This window comes from Streptomyces sp. NPDC047028 (assembly GCF_040644095.1).
GTDB lineage: Bacteria > Actinomycetota > Actinomycetes > Streptomycetales > Streptomycetaceae > Streptomyces.
The window spans coordinates 185,290-199,728 of record NZ_JBEYVS010000002.1; the positions used below are offsets into that span (position 1 = coordinate 185,290).

The 14,439-nt window shown below is 71.8% G+C and carries 12 protein-coding genes; 3 read left to right on the forward strand and 9 right to left on the reverse strand.

Annotation, left to right across the window (positions count from 1 at the left end):
* Positions 1-202 precede the first annotated feature (202 nt).
* Positions 203-421, forward strand: a complete 219-nt coding sequence (locus ABZ854_RS02940; RefSeq protein ID WP_361203223.1) for a hypothetical protein — start codon at positions 203-205, stop codon at positions 419-421.
* Between the two features lie 88 nt (positions 422-509).
* Here the strand turns inward: ABZ854_RS02940 and ABZ854_RS02945 are convergent, their stop codons facing one another.
* The 9 genes from ABZ854_RS02945 to ABZ854_RS02985 form a co-directional block, all read right to left on the reverse strand.
* A complete protein-coding gene (locus tag ABZ854_RS02945; protein WP_361203226.1) occupies positions 510-3,695 on the reverse strand; it encodes a BTAD domain-containing putative transcriptional regulator in 3,186 nt (1,061 codons plus the stop codon).
* 295 nt (positions 3,696-3,990) lie between these two features.
* Positions 3,991-4,527 carry an isochorismatase family cysteine hydrolase gene (locus ABZ854_RS02950; protein WP_361203229.1) on the reverse strand — a complete coding sequence of 179 codons (537 nt, stop codon included), beginning with the start codon at positions 4,525-4,527 and terminating at the stop codon, positions 3,991-3,993.
* 79 nt (positions 4,528-4,606) lie between these two features.
* Positions 4,607-5,443 carry a class II fructose-bisphosphate aldolase gene (locus ABZ854_RS02955; protein ID WP_361203232.1) on the reverse strand — a complete coding sequence of 279 codons (837 nt, stop codon included), beginning with the start codon at positions 5,441-5,443 and terminating at the stop codon, positions 4,607-4,609.
* Positions 5,424-6,356: a hexose kinase gene (locus ABZ854_RS02960; RefSeq protein WP_361203235.1), complete on the reverse strand. Its 933-nt coding sequence runs from the start codon at positions 6,354-6,356 to the stop codon at positions 5,424-5,426. The genes ABZ854_RS02955 and ABZ854_RS02960 overlap by 20 nt, the downstream gene beginning before the upstream one ends.
* Positions 6,353-7,366 (reverse strand): ROK family protein, encoded by a 1,014-nt coding sequence (locus tag ABZ854_RS02965; RefSeq protein WP_361203238.1) that lies wholly within the window; start codon positions 7,364-7,366, stop codon positions 6,353-6,355. Before ABZ854_RS02965 ends, ABZ854_RS02960 begins: the two co-directional genes overlap by 4 nt.
* Complete coding sequence (locus ABZ854_RS02970) at positions 7,359-8,309, reverse strand: sugar isomerase (protein ID WP_361203241.1); 951 nt, start codon at positions 8,307-8,309, stop codon at positions 7,359-7,361. Before ABZ854_RS02970 ends, ABZ854_RS02965 begins: the two co-directional genes overlap by 8 nt.
* A gap of 73 nt (positions 8,310-8,382) precedes the next feature.
* A complete protein-coding gene (locus ABZ854_RS02975; RefSeq protein WP_361203243.1) occupies positions 8,383-9,285 on the reverse strand; it encodes a carbohydrate ABC transporter permease in 903 nt (300 codons plus the stop codon).
* Positions 9,285-10,217 carry a sugar ABC transporter permease gene (locus tag ABZ854_RS02980; protein ID WP_361203246.1) on the reverse strand — a complete coding sequence of 311 codons (933 nt, stop codon included), beginning with the start codon at positions 10,215-10,217 and terminating at the stop codon, positions 9,285-9,287. Before ABZ854_RS02980 ends, ABZ854_RS02975 begins: the two co-directional genes overlap by 1 nt.
* 44 nt (positions 10,218-10,261) lie before the next feature.
* Positions 10,262-11,527, reverse strand: a complete 1,266-nt coding sequence (locus tag ABZ854_RS02985) for an extracellular solute-binding protein (protein ID WP_361203249.1) — start codon at positions 11,525-11,527, stop codon at positions 10,262-10,264.
* Between the two features lie 156 nt (positions 11,528-11,683).
* Between ABZ854_RS02985 and ABZ854_RS02990 the strand changes: the two genes are divergently transcribed.
* The gene (locus tag ABZ854_RS02990; protein WP_361203252.1) at positions 11,684-12,472 is read left to right on the forward strand and encodes a DeoR/GlpR family DNA-binding transcription regulator; all 789 of its coding nucleotides are present in this window, start codon (positions 11,684-11,686) and stop codon (positions 12,470-12,472) included.
* Positions 12,473-12,615: 143 nt separating this feature from the next.
* Entirely contained in the window at positions 12,616-14,409 is a 1,794-nt protein-coding gene (locus ABZ854_RS02995) for a ricin-type beta-trefoil lectin domain protein (RefSeq protein ID WP_361203255.1), read from the forward strand.
* The last annotated feature ends 30 nt before the right edge of the window (positions 14,410-14,439 follow it).

Consider the following 14,439-nt stretch of genomic DNA (forward strand, 5'->3'; position numbering starts at 1 on the left):
CTTCCTTTCCGGGACGACGGGCGATGGGCGCCATCGTGCGGATCCTCGATCTACGTCCGCTGTACGGCGGCTCTACACGCCTCCGCGCCCGGTGTCGGCCCTGCCGGAGAGGTCTCCGTAGATCGGACGTAGATCACCCCGTGCGACGGTGAGGATGCGTTCGGCAGCACGCCGAGCGCCACGGAACGTGAGAGGACGCAGCATGAACGCCGTGTACATGGCCATCCAGCGCACGATCGGATCCTCGGCCCGGGCCAAGGCACTCGCCTGCCTGTTGAGCGCTTTGGCGGTGGCCGGGCTGGTGCTCGGAACGGCCGCGGCGTCTGCGGGCACGACGGCCCACGGGCGGCAGCACAGCATCGCGGGCGGAGGGACCGACGACTGGAACAACACCGTCTCCGTGCCGCCCGCGATCAGCTAGGGTTGCTCGTTCGGATCCTGCCGGGCGGGCTCGCGGGCCCCGATCCGGCCTGATCCGAACGAAAGACCCTGGGCGACGCGCTCCGGCGTCACGGGGCGACGGTTCCGGGTCGCCGGTCGCCCAGCTCACGCAGCAGGGCCGCCACCTGAGCGCCGTCGGGCAGGCCGAGTTCGGCGAAGACCGTGGCGGCCTCCTGCAACCGGGGCACCGCCTCCTCGGTCCGTCCCAGGTCGCACAGCGTCCGGGCCAGCGCGACCAGCGCGTGCGCGCGGTCGCGTTCGGCCCGTTCGTCACCGAGCCGGGCCACCGCCTGTTCGGCCGCGGTCAGCGCATCCGGGAGGCGGTCCATGGCCCGCAGGGTCTCGGCCAGCCGGTACTGCGCCTGCGCCTCCCGGGTCCGCAGCTCCAGCGTCCGGCACATGCCCACGCACTCCAGGTAACGGTCCACCGCGTCGTCGTACCGGCCCATGCGGTGCATGCACAAGCCCAGGACGGACAGTGCGTAGGCCACGCCTTGGTGGTCCGCGGTGGCCCGCAGCTCGGTCAGGGCGCGCTCGCACGCCTCGACGGCCTCTTCGACGCGCCCGCTGTGCAGCCGCGCCAGCGCTGCGTTCACCGTCGTCACCAGCTCTCCCGACTGCTGCCCCAGCTCGCGGGACAGCGCGGCGGACTCGTCGAGACGCTCGAGGGCGTCGTCGTAACGGTGCTCCAGGAGGGCCACCAGCCCCGTGTCGTTGAGGGTCTGGCAGAGAATGGCAGTGTCTCCCGTCCTGCGGCAGGAGGCCTCGGCGATGCCCAGGTGGTGCTTGGCCAGGGCAAACCGGGTGCTGTGCACCGCGAAGTTCCCGCACAGGAAGTGGGCCCGGCCCGCGGTCTGGCGGTCGCCGTGCGCCTGCGCGGCCTCCGCGACGGCCATGGCGGCCTTGACCAGCTGCTCCCGCTGCAGATAGGGGCCGAACGCCGTCAGCGCGATCAGCAGGTCGACCGCCGCACGCAGCAGAACGCCGCTGTCCGCCGTCCCCGCCGGTGCGGGGACCCCGGAACCCTCGTGCGCCGAAGAGCCCACGCATTCCCGGGCGGCGGCGTGCACGGCGGAGAAGACGCCCTCCGACTCGGCGGCCACCCAGGCGCGGGCGGCCCGCACGTCGTCGAACGACAGCCCGGCCGACCGGCTCGGGCTGAGCGTCGCGGCGACGGCGTCACCGGGGACCGCCCTCTGGAACGCCCGTGCCGCGGTGGCCAGCAGGAAGTCGAGCAACCGCGCCAGCGCCCCCAGGCGCTCGGCCGCCGTCGCCTGTTGCCGGCCGAACACCCGGAGCAGGTCGTGCAACCGGTAGCGCCCCGGGCGGCGCGTCTCCACAAGGGAGACGTCCACCAGGGACTCCAGGCGCTCCTCGGCCTCCCCCTCGCCCAGCTCCAGTACGGCGCAGGCCGCGGGCAGCCCGATATCGGGTTCGCACACCGCTGCGAGTAGCCTGAACGCCCTGGCCTGCGCCTCGGTCAGCTGTCGGTAGCCCATCTCGAAGACCGCCGCCACGGTCAGGTCCTCCACCCGCAGCGCGCTGAGGCGCAGCGACTCGTCGGCCAGTCGCGCCGACAGCGATGCCGTTTGCCAGGCGGGCCGCGAGGCGAGCCGGGAAGCGACGATCCGGACCGCCAGCGGGAGCAGGCCGCACCTGCGCACCAGTTCCCGGGCGGCCGGCCGGTCCTCGGCGATACGCTCGGGGCCGGCGATCCGCTCCAACAGGGCGATCGCCTCGTCCGTGTCGAAACCGGGCAGGGTGAGCCGGGCGGAAGCGGGCAGACTCCACAGCTTCGACCTGGTGGTGACGAGTACCGCGCAGCCGTCCGACCCCGGCAGCAGGGAGGAGATCTGCGCGGTGTCGCTCACGTTGTCCAGCACGATCAGCGCCCGCCGGCCGCTCAGCAAGGATCGCAGGAGCGCGGCGCGTTCGTCCGGGCTGTCCGGCACGAACCGCTCCGCCACACCGAGCGCGGTCAGGAAGCCGGCGAGCACGACGCCGGGATCGGTGGGGGTGGGCTGGCCGCCGCGCATGTCCGCGTACAACTGGCCGTCCGCGAACGACGTGCGCACCGCGTGGGCCGCACGGACCGCCAGCGTGGTCTTCCCGACCCCTCCCATCCCCGTGACCACGACGACCACCGGCCCGTCCGCGTCCTGCGGGACCAACGCCTCGGCCAACTGGTCGAGCACCTCCGCGCGTCCGGTGAAGTCCGCGGGAAAAGGCGGCAGTTGCGCGGGCACGGGCAGTACTCCGGCTGGATCCCCGCCGATCGGGTCCGGCGGGGAAGAAGGTGCGCCGGGCTCCCGCAGGGCAGGCCGGCCGCCGTCCTCCTGCGGACGCGCCGAGACACTCGCCCCGTCCACGTCCGGCGCGCCCGGCGGCGGTTCCTCGACCGGGGGAGCGGAGCCGGCCTCCGGGTCCGCGGCCCGGTGCCGCGCTGCCCGCTCGACCCGCACCGGCCGCGGCCGGTCCGGCTCCTCCGACGGCCCGGCGGACCCGTCGTCGGACAGCAGTTCCTGGAAGAGGTGGCGCAGTTCGTGGCTGGGTTCGACGCCCAGTTCGCCGACGAGGTGCTCGCGCAGCCGGTGGTAGGCGGCCAGCGCGTCGGCCGGCCGCCCCGCCGCGCGCAGAGCGCGCATGTACAGGGCGTGGAACGGCTCGCGCAGCGGATGAGTGCGCGTCAGGGCACCCAGCTCGGAGACCGCCAGAAGGTAGCCGCCCTGTCGCAGCATCACATCGAAGTGCTCCTCCAGGAGAGTGAGCCGCAGTTCCTCGAGCCGGCCGCGCTGCTGCTCCGCATACGGTCCGGGCACACCGATCAGCGGCTCGCCCCGCCACAGGGCGAGAGCCTGCCCGATGCACTCGTCCGCGTCCGTCAGCCGGCCCGACGCACGATGCCGGGCGGCCTGCACCGTCAGGCACTCGGCCCACAGCGCGTCCACGTCCTGGGGCAGGACGACCAGCTGGTAGCCGTCCCCGACGGACACCAGGGTCCGGGGCTGTGACCTGGGCTCGGCGAAACTCTGCCGCAGTCGCCAGGCATAGGTGCGGATGGTCGCCGAGGCCGACGCGGGCGGATCCTCCCCCCAGACCGCGTCGATCAGTTCCACGATCGAGGCCGGGCGCCCGGATCGCAGCAGCAACGCCGTGAGCATGGCCTGCTGTTGGGGTGACCCGAGCCTGAGGTTCTCCTCCTCCCGCATGGCCCGTAGTTGACCGAGAACGCTGAAGCGAATGTTTTGCGACATGACACCTTTCGCGCCGCGAACCACTGCTGGATCGCGACGTGTTCACCCCCCCCGGTGGACGGCAACCGGCCGCCCACCAGTTGGACGTCCTTCGGAGGCGCCCGGTTCACCGCGATTCCTACGGTTGTGGCCACACACACGCGAGGTTACGGTCGGCCTCGCCCGGGGAGAAAGATTTTCGCTTCGCTTCAGTCTGGCGCCGAGCGCGTGCGCGCGGGAAGCGCCATTGCACTCAGAGATCCGCACCCACCGGCAGGCGCCGGACCGCGTGCGCCCCGGCGAGCCCGGGACGGCGCTACGCCCACAGTTCGCCGCTGACGCAGACGTGCGCGCCCATGTTCCGCTCCATCATGCGCAGCGCGGCGTCGGCGAGATCGGTGTGGATGTGGGCGACCGCGTCGCGGGGCACGACGACATGGAAACCGCGGATGTGGGCGTCCAGCGCGGAGTAGAGCACGCACTGCTCCGTCACCTGACCGCACAGGACGAGCCGGTCGACGTCCTGCTCGTGGAGCACGTAGTCGAGCGGAGTCTGGAAGAACGCGGAATGGCGGGCCTTCACGACGAAGAGCGAGGAGTCGTCCGGGCGCAGCGGCCGGACCAGGCCGGCTTGCGGCCCGGAGAGCGCCCGGTCGAGGAGTTCGCCGTGGTGCGAGCGCCACTCCCCGAAGTTGTCGTTGACGTAGATCACGGTGGCCCCGTCGCGCCGGGCCCGTTCGAGGAGCTCCGTCAGCACCGGCACCACGGTCTGCACCGAGGGAAGCAGCAGCTCGGCGTCCGCGTGGTCGTAGGTGTTGATCATGTCGATGACGATCAGCGCGGTCTTGCACATGCCGCACAGGTTCCCACCGGCCGTCGGCCCAGACGCGCAACCGGGCCGACGGGCCCGGGACGCCCGCGGCGCCCGGCGGTCAGCGGCCGGCGAGCACGCCGAGCAGCCGTGCCACCTCGGCCGCGACGGCGTCGCGGGCCGGCCCCAGGTACGTGCGGGGATCGGCGACCTCGGGCGCGGCCGTCAGGCGCGCCCGCACCTCGGCGGTGAAGATCTTGTTCAGGTGGGTCGAGATGTTCACCTTCGTCATCCCGGCCGCGACGGCCCTGGCCAGGTCCTCGTCGCCGACGCCGGAGGAGCCGTGCAGGACGAGCGGTACGTCCACGGCCGTGCGCAGGCTCGCGATGAGACCGAGGTCCAGGACGGCGTCGCGGGTGAGCATCGCGTGCGAGCTGCCCACGGCCACCGCCAGCGCGTCCACGCCGGTCGCCTGGACGAACGCCCGTGCCTCCTCGGGGTCGGTGCGCACCCCGGGGGCGTGCGCGCCGTCCTTGCCGCCGACCTCGCCCAGCTCGGCCTCCACCCACACACCCGCCTCGTGGCAGTACGCGACGACCTTCCGGGTGGCTGCGAGGTTCTCCTCGTACGGCGACTTCGAGGCGTCGAACATCACCGAGGTGAAGCCGAGCCGGACCGCCTCGTGCACGAGGTCCTCGGACTCCGCGTGGTCGAGGTGGACGGAGACCGGCACGGCCGACCCGCGGGCCAGGGCGAGGGAGGCGAGCCCGATCGGGGCGAGGCCCCCGTGGTACCGGGCGGTGTTCTCGCTGATCTGCAGCACCACGGGCAGACCGGCCCGCTCGGCGCCCGCGACGATGGCCTGGGCGTGCTCGATCTGGACGACGTTGAACGCGCCGACACCCAGGGACGCGGCCCGCGCGGGGGAGGTGATGCGGTCAGTGGACACGAGAGGCATGGGTTCTCTCCACGGAGACGGTGGTACGGAATTGCTGGTAGACGGCTTGGTCGACCTCCCCGGCGACGGGCCGGGCGACCGCGGCGGCGGACAGGGCGACCGCCTCCGCCAGCGTCCGCTCCCAGGGCCGGCCGAAGTGCAGCCCGGCGGCCAGCGCGGCGACGCACGCGTCCCCGGCGCCGGTCGGGTTGCCGGACACCGTGCGCGGGGGTGCGGCCCGCCAGGTTCCCTCGGGGGTCACGGCGTACAGGCCCTCGGGGCCGCGGGAGGCGACGACGGTCCGGGCGCCCCGGGCCCGCAGCGCCCCGGCGGCCGCGGCCACGTCCGGCTCGCCGGTGACCTCGGTGAGTTCGGCCTCGTTCGGCTTGATCACGGTCGGGCCGGCGGACAGCGCGGCGGGCAGCGCCGGGCCGCTGGTGTCCAGCACGGTCGCCGCTCCGGCCTCGCCGCCCAGCCGGACGAGGGTGGCGTAGGCGTCCGTCGGGAGCCCGGGGGGCAGGCTGCCGGAGAGGACGACCACGGTCGCCTCGCGAGCCAGCTCGGTGAACCGGCCGACGAAGGACCCCCAGACGTCCGGGCCCACCTCGGCGCCGGCCGTGTTGAACACGGTGGCGTCGCCGTCGGCGCGGGAGACGACGGTGACCGTGCGCCGGGAGTCGGCCCACATGGGCACGAGTTCGTCGCGCAGTCCGCTCGCGCGCAGCCCCTCCCGGATGAGATCGCCGGTGGGGCCGCCCGCGAGCCCGGTGACGGTGACGGGGACGTCCAGCGCGGCCAGCACCGACGCCACGTTGACGCCCTTGCCGCCGGCGCGCTGGTGGGTCGTGCGGACCCGGTGCGAGGAGTTGGGCACCAGGGCGTCGACGACATAGGTGACGTCCAGTGCGGCGTTCAGTGTCACGGTGAGGATCACGGCCGGGTCACTTCCTGTCGTTCTCTCCCGGCGCCGGGTGCGGCGACGGGGTCGGCGGCGGGTCCGGCGCCGGCCGGGTCGTAACCCACGGCCTGCCAGGCGAGGAGGCCGGCGCCCAGGCAGCCGGCCCGGTCGCCCAGGCCGGCGCGGACCACTGACGGCCGCGCCTGGAACGTCAGCCGCCGCTCGAGGCGCGCACGCAGCGGGGACAGCAGCAGTTCCCCGGCCTCGGCCAGCCCTCCGCCGACGACGATCCGCTCCGGCGCGAGCACGGTGCTGACCAGGGCGAACGCCGTGGCGAGCGCGTCGACGGCCGTGTCCCACACGGCCACCGCGTGGGGGTCCCGCCGCGTCACCAGGGCCGCGACCTCGGCGGCCCCGGCGACGCCGCGCCCGGAACGCGCGGTGTAGGCGGCGGCGACGGCGGTGGCGGAGGCGACGGTCTCCAGACAGCCCCGGGAGCCGCAGGCGCAGGGCGGGCCGTCCGGATCGACGACGACATGGCCCAGTTCGCCCGCGTGACCGAGGCCCCGCAGCACACGGCCGCCGTAGACGAGGGCGGCGGCGATGCCGGTGCCGACCGGTACGAACACCACGTCGGAGATCCCGCGCGCGGCCCCCACCCGGGACTCGGCGAGCCCGCCGGCCCGCACATCGTGCCCGAGGACGACCGGCCGCCCCAGGGCCTCGCCGAGCCGCTCCGCGAGCGGCAGGTCGCGCCAGCCGATGTTGGCCGCGTGCACGGCGAGTCCGGCGGATTCGTCGACGATGCCGGGTACGACGGTCGCCGCGTGGCGCACGGGGTGGCCGAGGTCCTCCGCGCGCTCGGCGAGCCGGACCAGCGCGGCGGCGATCGCGGCCACCACGGCGCCGGGTCCGGCGTGCCGGGGCGTCGGCAGGTGCAGGAGCGTGAGCGGTGAGAGCGTACGGTCCAGCAGCGCGCCCTTCATCGCCGTGCCACCGACGTCGAGCGCGATCACGCAGTCGGCGGGAGCCGGCCGGTCAGCCATCGCCGTTCCCGAGGATCACGGAGCGGGTCAGGTTGCGGGGGCGGTCCGGGTCCAGTCCGCGGGCCTCGGCGACGCGGACGGCCAGGCGCTGGGCGCGGACCAGGTCGGCCAGCGGGTCCAGGCTGCCCGCCGCCTCGCCCGAGCGGGCGACGAACGTGCCGCCCACCCGCTCCACGTCGCCCGCCAGCCCCTTCGGCACCGGGCCGAACACCCAGGTGACGCGGCCGGGACCGGTGATGCTGATCGGCCCGTGCCGGTACTCCATGGCCGGGTACGACTCGGTCCAGGCGCCCGCGGCCTCACGCATCTTCAGCGCGGCCTCCTGCGCCAGGCCGTAGGTCCAGCCGGTGCCGAGGAAGGTGAGTTGCCCGGCATCGGTCGGCTCCGCGCCCAACGGCTCGGCGAGCGCAGTCTCCGCGTCGGCGACGGCCTGCTCGACCGGCCGCACGTTCACCGGCAGGGCGCCCTCGGCCTCCAGGTGGGCGCGCAGCAGCACCAGCGCGCCGGTGGCGAAGCGGGTCTGGACGACCGACCGTTCGTCGGCGTAATCCAGGACGGCGACCGCGTCGGCCAGGCGCATGACGGGCGTGGCGGGGTCGGCGGTGAGCGCGGCGGTGGGCACCTTGCCCCTCAGCGCGCCGAGCACGTCCAGCACCTCGGTCGTCGTACCGGACCGGGAGATCGCCACCACGCGGTCGTAGGAGCGGTCGCGCGGGAACTCCGAGGCGGCGAACGCGTCGGTCTCGCCGTGGCCGCCGGTCTCCCGCAGCACCGCGTAGGCGTGGGCCATGAACCACGAGGTTCCGCAGCCGATGACGGCGACGCGCTCACCGCGCCGGGGGAGGACCTCCTGGAGGGCGGCGCCGGCCGCGGCGGCCCGGCGCCAGACGCCGGGCTGCGAGGCGATCTCGGCCGAGGTGAGGGAGGCGTCCTGGGAGGACATGGGCAGGGGTCCCTTCGTGTGGGAGAGGCGCGGCGCACGCGGAATGGGATCGCGCGGGGCCGTCGGACGGGTGCTACTTGACGGATCCGGCCGTCAGGCCGGAGACCACCTTGCGTTCGATGAGGGCGAAGAGGACGACGACCGGCACGATGGCGATCACCGAGCCGGCGAAGAGGAAGTTCCACTGCACGGTGTAGTTGCCGATGAAGCTGTTGATGCCGACGGTGAGCGGCTGGCTCTCCGGGACGGTCGAGAGGGTCAGGCCCATCACGAACTCGTTCCAGGCGGCGATGAAGGTGAAGATCATCGCGGTGACCACGCCGGGCAGCGCCAGCGGCAGCGTGATCCGGACCAGGGCGCCGACGCGGCTCAGCCCGTCGATCATCCCGGACTCCTCCAGGGCGACCGGGATGGAGCCGATGTAGGCGGTCAGGATCCAGATGGCGAACGCCAGGTTGAACGCGGCGTTGCACAGGACCAGCGTCCACACCGAGTTGAGCATGCCGAACTGGTAGAACTCGCGGTACAGGCCCACCAGCAGGGACGTCGGCTGGAACATCTGGGTGACCAGGACCAGCAACAGGAATAGCTTGCGGCCGCGGTAGCGGGTCCGGGCCGTGTAGTACGCGGCGGGCAGCGCGACCAGCAGGACCAGCAGGGTGGAGCCGAAGGCGACGAGCAGGGTCACCCGCAGGTTCGCGCCGAGGTTCGACTCGTGCCAGACGTCGATGAAGTTCGACCAGGCGAAGTGGTGCGGCAGATACGACGGATCGCGCAGTTCGTCGGCGGGCCGGAGCGCCGTGATCACCATCTCGGCGTACGGCAGGAGGAAGACGGCGGCGAGCAGCCAGGCCACGGAGGCGATGACGAGCGTACGCGGGCGCGGTCCGCGGCGCGTCCGGGCCGCGTGCGCCTTCGGTGTGCTGCGGGGTGCTCGGGCGGTCCGCGCGGCGGGGGTGGCGGTCTGCTGGGCCATCAGCTCTCCTCCTCGTTCCAGCGGCCGGCCTTCAGGAACGCCACCACCATGATCACGACCAGGGCGAAGTTGACGACGGACATGGCCGCGGACTCGCCGATGTCGGAGTCCTTGAGCTGGTACATGAAGACCGTGGTGGTGGCCGTGTCGCTGGCCGGACCGCCGTGGGTCATGCTCCAGATGACCGGGAAGGAGTTGAAGACGTTGATCAGGTTGATGACCACCCCCACCAGGAACGCCGGGCGCAGCAGCGGGAGCGTGATCCGCCAGTAGGTCTGCCAGGTGCCGGTGCCGTCGACGCGGGCGGCCTCGTACACCTCCTCCGGCACGGTCTGCAGACCGGCCAGCAGGGTGTACGTCGTGAACGGCAGGGAGACGAAGACGGCGACGAACATCATCCACGGCCAGGCGGTGCTCGGCTCGCCGAGCCAGTCCTTGGGGCCGTCGATGAGGCCGAGGTCGGTCATCGCCGTGTTGAGGACGCCGGCGGTCTGGTTCAGCATCCACTTGAAGCCGATGGCCGTCATGACCACGGAGGCCGCCCACGGGGCGATGAGCGCCCAGCGGGTGACGCGGCGGCCCGGGAACCTCTGGTTGAACAGCTGGGCCAGCGCCAGCGAGACCACCATGGTCACCGCCACGACGACCAGCGTCCAGACGACGGTGGCCAGGAGCACGGAGGACAGCGAGGACTCGTCGAAGAGCTTCTCGTACTTGCCGAATCCGGCCGGGCCGCGGACGAATCCGCTGATGCTGATGCGCAGGAACGAGGTCCGCACCATCTCGACGACGGGCCAGACGACGACCAGCAGGATGAGCAGGACGGCGGGGCCGATCCAGGGGAGCGGTCCGAGCCGGGCGAACCCGGAGCGCCGGGGCGTGCCGGCGCTCCGGGCGCCGCGGGCCGGCGAGGTGGGCGAGTGGGTGGACACGAGGACCTTCCGGTGTCTGCGGTCGTGCAGGGTGGACGAGCGGACTACTGGTCGGCCCTGGCGGCCTCGGCCGACTTCTGCAGGTCGCCCAGGACCTTCGCGGGGTCGCCGTCGACCGCCGTGCCGCCGTTCTTCTTGATCTCGGCGGAGACGGCGTCCCAACTGGTGTCGCCCAGCGGGTAGAAGACGGCGTCCGGCAGCTGGGCGAAGAACGGTTTCAGGTCGTCGTGCTTGCCGTTCGACCGCATCTCGGCCAGCGTGTCCTCGGTGACCGGCATCAGGTTGTAGGTCTCGTCGAACTTCAGCGTGTTCTCCTTGGAGTACGCGAAGTCGAGGAACTTCCTGATCTGCGCCTGGTGGCCGTTGTCCTTGAACGCCATCATCCAGTCGGCGACACCGAGCGTGGACTTCAGCGGGCCGGTTTTGCCCGGGATGGGCGCGGTACCGTAGTCGATCTTGCCGTCCTTGGCCATCTGGATCAGGGACGGGTGGCCGTTGAGCATGGCGGCCTTGCCGGCGGCGAAGTCCGCGAAGGCGGTCTTGCGGTCGGTGGTCGCCGGGTGGGCGTAGGTCAGGCCGGGGTCGACCAGGTTGGACTTCAGCCACTTGAACGTGTCGATGTTCTTCGGGCTGTTCAGCGTGTACGCGCCGGAGGAGTCGGTGTAGCCGCCGCCGTTGCCCAGCTCCCAGATGAGGCTCTCGCCCTGGGCCTCCTCGGGGCCGAGCGGCAGCGCGTACGGCGTGACCCCGGGGACCTTCGCCTTGATCTTCTCGGCGTCGGCCTTCAACTCGGCCCAGTTCTGCGGCGCCTGGGCGATCCCGGCCTTCTTGAAGATCGCCTTGTTGTAGAACAGCGTGCGCGACGAGGACACGAACGGGATGCCGTACTGGACCCCCTTGACCTCGCCCGCCTTCGCGAAACTGTCGATCAGGTCGGCCTGGGTTCCCACCGACAGCACGTCGTCCGCCTTGTACAGCAAGTCGTCGGAGACCTTGTCGGCGTAGCCGCCCGTCTGGAGGACGTCGGGCATGTTGCCGCTCTGGATCATGGTCTTGACCTGGGCGTCGATGTCGTTCCAGTTGATGACCTGGACGTCCACCTTGATCTTGGGGTTGGCGGCGGTGAACCTCTTCGCCACGTCCTTCCAGTAGAGCGTTGAGCTGTTGGACGCCTTGTCGCCGTAGTCGGCGGCGACCAGCTTGAGCGTCACCGTGCCGTCCGCCGATCCGCTCCCGCCGCCACCACAGGCGGAAAGGGTGAGCGCGCCCACCGTGCAGGCGACGGACAGGGCGAGTACGCGCTTGTTCATGGCAAAGACCGCCTCTTTCACGAACCGGTAGTGGTCCCTGCTGGGGGACTGATGCACGAACGGTGGCTCACATGCGCAGTTGATGTCAAGAGTTGTTTGTTTCTCGTGACTTCCATGCATTATTGAGCAGGTCACACGTTCGCGAGGAGTCAGACCATGTCCAAGCCCGACCGCTGGAACGCCCTGATGGAGCTGATGGCCGCCCATGGGCGGGTGGATGTGGAGGAAGCAGCGGTCGCGCTCGACGTCTCCACCGCAACGATCCGCCGTGACCTCGACGAACTCGCCGAGCAGCAGATGCTGGTGCGCACCCGCGGGGGCGCCATCGCGCACGGGGTCTCCTACGAGCTGCCGCTGCGCTACAAGTCGTCCCGCCACGCGTCCGAGAAGCAGCGCATCGCGGCCGCCGCCGCAGACCTGGTCGGCGAGGGTGCGGTGGTCGGCCTCAACGGCGGCACCACCACCACGGAGGTCGCCCGCGCCCTCGCGGTCCGCGCCGGCGGGCTGGAGGCCGGCGGCACCTCACCCGCGCTCACCGTGGTGACCAACGCACTGAACATCGCCGCCGAACTCGCCGTACGGCCGCAGATCAAGATCGTGACCACCGGCGGAGTGGCCCGGCCCCAGAGCTTCGAACTGGTCGGCCCGCTGACCACCGGGGTCCTCGACGAGGTCGTCCTCGACGTGGCGGTGCTGGGCGTCGACGGGATGGACCCGCAGCTGGGGATCATGGCCCACCAGGAGGACGAGGCCAGCGTCAGCAGGCGCTTCGCCGAGCGGGCACACCGGGTCGTGGTCGTCGCGGACTCCTCCAAGCTCGGGCGGCGGGCCTTCGCCCGCATCTGCGGTCTCGACCGGGTCGACACGCTGGTCACCGACGCCCGGATGTCCGGCGAGATGGCGGACCGCTTGACGGAGGCGGGCGTCAGGGTGACCGCCGTCTGACCGAACGGTGACCGGCCGGCTCTTGACGTGCCCCTCGGCTTGACGCACTCTTTGGCGAAACCTGCGCGATGCTGCACTGAATCAATCACATTCTTGCAATGCCGCGTCGTGTATCCCTCTCGCTCCTCTCCCTGGAGACCCCCATGAGACGGCGCCAAACGGCCGGTCTGGCCACTGTTGCCGCGGTGATCGCCGCCGGCACCCTGTTCATCGCACCGACCACGGCACAGGCGGACCCGGTGGCCGCCAACACGAGCACCCCCATCGGGGTCAAGCCCATGATGGGCTTCAACGACTGGGCCCGGTTCACCTGTCAGGCCCAGGCCCGGCTGGACGGAACGACGGACGGCTACTCCTTCCAGCAGTTCATGGAGGACCAGGCCCAGGCCATGAAGGACACCGGCCTCGTCGCGGCCGGCTACAAGAACCTCACCGTCGACGACTGCTGGATGCAGCGCACCTCGGCCGGCTACCTGCACGGCGCGACCCACTGGGGCAGCAGCAGCCAGCCCGGCTTCGACTACGAACTCACCGGCTACGCCGACCACCTGCACAGCCTCGGCATGGACGCCGGCCTTTACACCACCTCCGGCGCCAACACCTGCCAGGGCGTCCCCGGCGGCATCATGGGGCACGAACAGGCCGACGCCGACTCGCTGGCGTACTGGGGCATCGACTCCATCAAGGTCGACAACTGCGGCACCACCTACGACAACCGCCAGGCCGAGCTGACGAAGTTCGCGAAAGCCCTGAACACCGCCACCGCGAACAAGACCCGCAAGATCCTCCTCAACGAGTCCGCACCCGCCGGCGCCGGGCCCGACTCGTCCGAGAAGTACGACGAGATGGACTGGGTCCGCGGCCTCGGCCAGATGTGGCGCATCGGCCCGGACATCTCCGTCTGGCACCCCGACACCACCTCCGCCTGGAACTGGCCGCACGGGGGCGACTACTACGAGGGCGGTGTGTACCAGAACTTCGTCGACGACGTCCCGCTCGCCCGTTACCACAGCCCCGGCAACGTCAACGACGCGGACATGCTGCTGATCGGCGACAACAACCAGCTCACCCTGCCCGAGCAGCGCACCCAGTTCGCCCTCTGGTCGGCGCTCGGCTCCCCGCTCATGCTCAGCACGGACGTGCGCAAGATGGCCGCCGACCCGGCCGCGTACGCCGAGCAGCTCGCCATCCTGAAGAACCAGGACATCATCGGCGTCGACCAGGACGACCTCGGCGCGGGCGGCTACCTCGTCGCCCACACCCCGTCGGCCACCTCCGGCATCGACGTCGTCGTCAAGCCGCTCGCCGGCGGCAAACGGGCCGTGGTCGTCGTCAACAAGAACGCCTCGGCCACCACCTACCGGCTCGACCTCGGCAAGGTCGGCTTCGGCAACCTCGGCTGCACGCGGACCGCACGTGACCTGTGGAAGCACACGAACACCGGCGTGACCGACTCGCTCACGGCGACGATCGGCTCGCACGACAACGTGATGTACACGATCGACCCCGGCACCTGCGGCGGGGCCACCCCGACCGGGCAGATCCAGCCGCCGCAGACCGGCTTCCAGCACGAGGCCCTCTGCCTGGACGCCTACGGCTCGACGGCCGGCAGCAAGGTCGCCCTGTACGACTGCCACGGCGGTGACAACCAGACGTGGATCCGCAACTCCGACGGCACCGTCGCCAACTACCGGAACAGGTCCCTGTGCCTGTCCGGTGACCGGAGCGGGCTGACCCTGGCCGCCTGCGACGCGTCCGACACCCAGCAGATGTGGAGCTACGACCGGGCGGGACAGCTGCGCAGCGACGGAGCCTGCCTGGACGTCAACGGGGGTGCCGTCGGCGACAAGAACGCCACCGTCACCACCTACACCTGCGGCGCGCACCAGCCCAACCAGACCTGGAGCGCCCCCTTCGCCACCCCTCCCGCCGCCTGAGCGGACGAGACGCGCGGCCACCACGGCCGG